Genomic DNA, 6611 nt, shown 5'->3' on the forward strand with positions numbered 1-6611 from the left:
TACGCTATGTTGACGAAGACGGTCAAGATCTGATCGACCCAACGACTCATGATGGCAAGACAGGTCAAACGATCGAACTGACTGCCGAGGAAGTACCGGGCTACACGCCGACGAAGTCGAAGGACAGCTACACGTTTACCGCTGCGGAAGGCCAAGAGTATATCTTCCAGTACAAGGCGAACAAACAAACAGTGACAGTACGCTATGTCGACGAAGAAGGCCGCGATCTGATCGACCCGACGACTCATGAAGGCAAGACAGGTCAAACGATCGAACTGATCGCCGAGGAAGTACCGGGCTACACGCCGACGAAGTCGAGCGACAGCTACACGTTTACTGCTGTGGAAGGCCAAGAGTACATCTTCCAGTACAAGGCGAACAAGCAAACAGTGACAGTACGCTATGTCGACGAAGAAGGCCGCGATCTGATCGACCCGACGACTCATGATGGCAAGACAGGTCAAACGATCGAACTGACCGCCGAGGAAGTACCGGGCTACACGCCGACGAAGTCGAGCGACAGCTACACGTTTACTGCTGTGGAAGGCCAAGAGTACATCTTCCAGTACAAGGCGAACAAGCAAACAGTGACAGTACGCTATGTGGATGAAGAAGGTCAAGATCTGATCGACCCGACGATTCATGAAGGCAAGACAGGTCAAACGATCGAACTGACTGCCGAGGAAGTACCGGGCTACACGCCGACGAAGTCGAAGGATAGTTACACGTTCACCATTGACGAAAATCAAGTGTACACGTTCCATTACACAGCGAAGGAACAGAAGGTAACGGTACGCTATGTTGACGAAGAAGGCCGTGATCTGCTCGACCCGACGACTCATGAAGGCAAGACAGGTCAAACGATCGAACTGACTGCCGAGGAAGTACCGGGCTACACGCCGACGAAGTCGAAGGACAGCTACACGTTTACCGCTGCGGAAGGCCAAGAGTATATCTTCCAGTACAAGGCGAACAAACAAACAGTGACAGTACGCTATGTCGACGAAGAAGGCCGCGATCTGCTCGACCCGACGACTCATGAAGGCAAGACAGGTCAAACGATCGAACTGACTGCCGAGGAAGTACCGGGCTACACGCCGACGAAGTCGAAGGATAGTTACACGTTCACTGCTGTGGAAGGCCAAGAGTATATCTTCCATTACACGAAAGACACCAGCGATGAGCGAAGCTTGACCGTAACCTACGTGAATGCCGTGACGCGGGAACATTTATCCGATCCTAAGGATTACTCGGGCAAAGCAGGAGAAACGATCACTCTCGAGGCGAATGATATTACAGTTTCCGGTGTGGTGTATAAGCCACATGAGTATATCGTTGAATACACCTTCGCAGCAGAACCGGTTCATCAGGAGTACGTATTCGAATATACTGCGGACGATTCCGGCGCTGTACGTTATGTAACCGTGAATTATGTGGAAAGAGAAACGGGAGCAGCGCTAAAAGAGCCTACATTCGCGGAAGGCAGAGTCGGTGAAACGATTATGCTTCACGCCGAGCCGATTACGGTAGCGGATGCGGTGTACACGCCAGAGAACTTCAATTACGATTATCTCGTTACGATCGATGAAGAACAGGAATACACCTTCTTCTATACGAAAGGCGAACCGACAGATATTTACCAATTGACGGTAAATTATCTGGACAGAGAAACCGGTGCTGTGTTGGCTGAACCAACCTACTTGCAAGGCAGAGAGGGAGAAACCGTTACATTAAAAGCGCAGGAAATCAACGCGAACGGGTCTGTCTACAAGCCGGAGCAAGCGAGCATCGAGTACACCTTTACATCGGAAGCCAATCAACAAGTCGTGTTCTATTACACGAAAGAAGTGCCAAATGTCGAACGACACGTGACCGTGAAGTATCTGGAATTGGGGACAGACAGACAATTGGCGAATCCGACCACGATAAGCGGTCGAGTCGGGGAGACGGTTACGCTGACGGCAGCTTCGATCTCCGGATATACGGCTGTCAAGGCTAGAGAGAATTACACTTTTACGGAAAAGGAAAGCCAGGAATACATTTTCTACTACAATAGAAATACATCAAGTCCCGGCGGATCCACGACCATAGTTACGTCGAATCCTACGCCTGCGCCTGCGCCGGAAGTGCCTGCACTGCCGCCGTTGCCGGCCGTACCGCCCAAGCTTGACACCGAGAATCATTACAACTACATCAACGGGTATCCGGACGGAATGGTCAAACCGGAAAACCGCATCAGCCGCGAAGAGGTCGCTGCGATTTTCTACCGGTTAATGGACGACGAGAGCCGTGCCCAATACTTGAAAACGAGCAACAGTTTCACGGATATCGAAAACGAACGCTGGTCGAACAAACATATTTCCACGATGGAGAATGCGGGCATCGTAACAGGATATCCGGACGGAACATTCAAGCCGGAGCAATTCATTACGAGAGCCGAGTTCGCAGCGATCGCATCCAGATTCGATAAGCTCGACGAGCGGACCAACGATATGTTTACGGATGTCGCCGGACATTGGGCGGAGAAGTATATCGCGTCCGCAGCGAATAAAGGATGGATCAAAGGGTATCCGGACAATACGTTCAGACCGAATCAGTACATTACGCGCGCGGAGGCAATGGCCTTCATCAACAGCGTACTGAACAGATTAGTGAAGAAAGACGATATTCATGCCGATGCCAAAACGTGGCCGGACAATACGCCTGACAAGTGGTACTACGAGCATGTACAGGAAGCCACGAATCATCATGAATATTCGCGCAAAGAAAACGGATTTGAAATCTGGGAACAAGTGAAACCAGACCGGATCTACCCATAAACGTAACAATTGCAAAGCTCCTTCCCGAGGCGGCGTTAGCTGTTCGGAAAGGAGCTTTTTTTTATGAACTCAATATAAAAAACCAGGGCATGGCGCGCCTGGTTCTTCTATTTTTATCGATCATTCGTACACGGTTTTTAGGACCCACGTTCAATATATAATACTATACCGGCAAGAAAAAGTCTATACTTTTTCGAGTTTTTTTCTATACTAGGAAGTATTCTTATTGACGAGGAGGGCCTATTTATGTTGAACGGCACGGAAGCGGAGGAAAGGCGTTACCTGGAAATCATTCTGAAGAAACTTCGGCAAGCGTTGGAGAAGATCGACGAGAAGATTTCTACTTCTTACCGCGAAGTCATTCAAGCCAAAAAATATATGTGGGAAAATATGGCCGCCATCGATCCGGCAGAACGGGCGGCGAATCGGGTTGACGTTTCGCTTGCGATCGACTTTGGCGAGAAGGCGGTGGACAAGCGCAGAAAGATTCATAAATTAATTCAATCGCCGTATTTCGGAAGAGTCGATTTTATCGGCGACAATGAAGCCGAGGCCAAGCCTTTTTATATCGGGGTTCACTCTTTTGCCGAAGATAACGGGCATGAGAATTTAATTTACGATTGGCGTTCCCCCGTATCCGGCATCTTTTACGATTTCGGCGTCGGAAAGGCTTATTATACGTCGCCCTCGGGATTAGTAAACGGCGAGATTCGCCGCAAGAGACAGTACAAAATTAAAGACGGAACGATGGAATACATGCTCGAAAGCTCGCTCAACATCAATGACGACGTTTTGCAAAAAGAATTAAGCAGGACGACGGACGAAAAAATGAAAAATATCGTTGCCACCATCCAGAAGGAACAAAATACGATCATTCGCAATGAAACCTCGAACGTACTCATTATTCAAGGCGTCGCCGGTTCCGGCAAGACGTCGATCGCTTTGCACAGGGTCGCCTTTTTGCTATACCGGTTTAAGGATACATTAACCTCGCGGAATGTGCTGATCCTGTCTCCTAATAAAGTATTTTCCGACTATATATCCAACGTGCTGCCCGAGTTGGGCGAAGAACCGATCGCGGAAGCGAGCTTGGAAGAATTGGCAGCGAGAGAGCTTGCGGGCGTATGCAAGTTTCAGACGTTCAGCCAGCAAGTGTCGGAGCTTCTCGATACCGCGGACGATGCCATGATTCAAAGGATGAAGTATAAAGCTTCTCCGAATTTTGTGAACGAATTGGATTCCTTTCTCGAACATATCGATTCCCAATATTATGTACCCGCAGATATAAGCATCGATTCCGTTTTCATTTCACAAGACGAGCTCCTGCGCAGCTTCCAGGCTACGAAGGGAATGCCTTTGAAACAAAGGCTGGACAAGACGGCCTCCGTCATCGCCGCCGGAAAACGCGATGCGGACGGGCAAAAATTAACGCCATCCACTACAAGAAAGGTCAAATCGGCGATCGCAAAAATGTTGCCGTTCCAGAACGTTATTTCTTTATATAAGCAATTTTACCTCGATATCGGCAAACCCGAGATGTTCCAATGGAAACGGGCCAAAACGCTGGAATATGCCGATGTGTTTCCGCTCATCTATATGAAAAACTATTTCGAGGGTACAACCTCCTACGAGGATATGAAGCATTTGGTCGTGGACGAGATGCAGGATTATACGCCGGTTCAATACGCGGTCTTATCCAAATTATTCCCTTGCAAAAAAACGATTTTGGGAGACGGCGGTCAAAGCGTGAATCCTTATACTTCGTCGTCGTTGGCCGAGATCAGGAACGCGTTTCCCAAGCGGACGTCGTCGAGCTTTTCAAGAGCTATCGTTCGACCGTTCAAATTTCGAATTTCGCACAAAAAATAAAACGGAACGACAAACTGATCCCGATGGAGCGGCACGGGGAGGAGCCCCGCATCGTCAAATGCGATAGTTCCGATCAAGAGCTTGAGACGATCAGGAGCCTCGTTGGCGAATTTCTGCAATCGGAGCGGCAGTCGCTAGGAGTTGTTTGCAAAACGAGGGCGGAGGCGAATGATCTTTTTCAAAAGATACGGCATTTCAGCGACCGCATTTACTGCGTAGATTTTGAAAGCGAACAATTCCATGACGGGATTATCGTCACTTTCGCGCATATGGCCAAAGGATTGGAATTCGACCAAGCGATCGTGCCGTTCGTTAATGAATCGAACTATCGCACCGATTTGGACAAAAGCTTGCTGTATATTGCTTGTACGAGAGCAATGCATAAATTGGAGCTAACCTATACCGGCGAAATAACCCCTTTTCTCCGTTTCTAATGATAGAAAGCTCCTTTCCGAAAGCAGCCGCCAAGCTGCCGGAGAGGAGCTCTTTTGTCGTTCTTATAAATTCGTAAACAGCTTGTCCAGAAAATCGTACGTTAACGGCATATCTTCTTGAAGCTGCTTGCGGGTTTGTTCGCTGTACAAATACAACGTGGCCGTTTCCGCAAAATATTCGGTGGAATATACCGATACGTAGCCGTCGCCGCTATAATTGTTGTTCGCTTCTTGCTGCCAAACGTCGATGAATTCGGCCGAAGAACTGACTTCATTCAAGACGAGGCGGTCAATGGCATGGAACGTTTCGTGCATTTCCAGGTTGTGGCTGGTGTGGCCGTGATTTTTGTCGCTATAGCCGATTCTTGCAACGACGTTATTCGCGCTTACGCCGGGCACGTCGTCCCAAGTGAGGCCGGTGTTCTCCCAGCCGCGCGGGGTAACGCCTTTATATTGCGCGAATTCGGGCTCGTCCGTAATTTTGCCGTTGACGAGCTTGATCTTCACGCCGCGATCCTTCAAGCCTTGCAGTAAAGGCGCGGGGATCAGCCCCAGTCGGCCGATCATGCGATCCGCCTCGGCTTTATTAAATTCGCCTTGGGGTAAGACGACGATATCGTTCAATAGATCGGCGCTCGTAGCGGCATAGGCCGGCGCAGCGAGCAAATGCATGGCGAATAATACGAAAGCAATCGCTAAAGTAAGAGTGCGTTTCATTTCAAACCCTCCCGAATCGTAAAACGGATGCGAAACATTTTACACCGAGTTAGGAAGGGTTGAAGTAACGCGAGAAAGGCGATACACTCTTCCATATCGGCAACTGGCTGGCATTACGGTTTGACCCGTGGTAGCCCCTGTAGCTTTGCGTCTCCATCTTTCAATGGATTTGCCTTTATCAATATGAGATATAGAGTTGAAGATATGGGTGAATAAGAAAAACCTTCTTACCGAATAAGAAGGTTCGCAGACAACGCCGCATTAACGGCGTCGTTCCTCTATATCGGTAACTGGCTGGCTTAGCGCGAAGCGCCTTAACCCCTATAGTTTTGCGTCCCTATTTTTCAATAGGTTTGCCTTTATCAATAAAGATAAATATATGAATTTGGTAAAATTGTCCTATCTATTACTAGATTAAATCTAATAGATTCGATAGTCAAGTACTCTGCGAAAAAAATAGTAGATTCATGTCGAGAAAATAGGCGATACTAAAAATAGAAAATATTTTGTTGCAAATGGAGGAGAAAAGGAGAGGTACTATGACGGATCAATCGGTGAAATTGGAGAGATATGAAGCAAAGTTTGACGAGTTCGTTCGCCAATTCGAGCTTCCGGAAGAGCAGGCCGTTTTTACCGGAATTCCCGCACAAATCCCCCATGGCCTGACGACCATCGCCATAAATGAAAATAGAGTTGCAAACTGTATCCGTTTTTGGGGTAATTAATATGGGCAGATCATAGGTCGAAAGCTTTTTGGTGTATCAATACCGTA

Annotated in this window: 5 protein-coding genes and 2 riboswitches; of the genes, 4 read left to right on the top strand and 1 reads right to left on the bottom strand. The window is 48.3% G+C overall.

Annotated features, from left to right (window positions below):
* The 3 genes from LQ229_RS26650 to LQ229_RS27405 form a co-directional block, all read left to right on the top strand.
* A partial coding sequence (locus LQ229_RS26650; RefSeq protein WP_230193390.1) for a MucBP domain-containing protein occupies positions 1–2819 on the top strand: 2819 nt, incomplete at its 5' end.
* A 246-nt stretch (positions 2820–3065) separates the two neighbouring features.
* Complete coding sequence (locus tag LQ229_RS26655) at positions 3066–4688, top strand: UvrD-helicase domain-containing protein (protein WP_356712192.1); 1623 nt, start codon at positions 3066–3068, stop codon at positions 4686–4688.
* A 23-nt stretch (positions 4689–4711) separates the two neighbouring features.
* Positions 4712–5122, top strand: coding sequence for an ATP-binding domain-containing protein (locus LQ229_RS27405; RefSeq protein WP_356712195.1), 411 nt, complete (start codon positions 4712–4714; stop codon positions 5120–5122).
* A gap of 63 nt (positions 5123–5185) precedes the next feature.
* Here the strand turns inward: LQ229_RS27405 and LQ229_RS26660 are convergent, their stop codons facing one another.
* Positions 5186–5839 (bottom strand): hypothetical protein, encoded by a 654-nt coding sequence (locus LQ229_RS26660; protein WP_230193391.1) that lies wholly within the window; start codon positions 5837–5839, stop codon positions 5186–5188.
* Positions 5840–5934: 95 nt separating this feature from the next.
* A riboswitch (cyclic di-GMP riboswitch) is annotated at positions 5935–6023 on the bottom strand.
* A 98-nt stretch (positions 6024–6121) separates the two neighbouring features.
* Positions 6122–6207: riboswitch (cyclic di-GMP riboswitch) on the bottom strand.
* Positions 6208–6378: 171 nt separating this feature from the next.
* Here LQ229_RS26660 and LQ229_RS26665 point away from each other — a divergent pair.
* The gene (locus LQ229_RS26665; RefSeq protein WP_230193392.1) at positions 6379–6564 is read left to right on the top strand and encodes a hypothetical protein; all 186 of its coding nucleotides are present in this window, start codon (positions 6379–6381) and stop codon (positions 6562–6564) included.
* Positions 6565–6611: the final 47 nt, after the last annotated feature.

It is taken from the genome of Paenibacillus sp. CECT 9249, assembly GCF_918697855.1.
Lineage (GTDB): Bacteria > Bacillota > Bacilli > Paenibacillales > Paenibacillaceae > MSJ-34.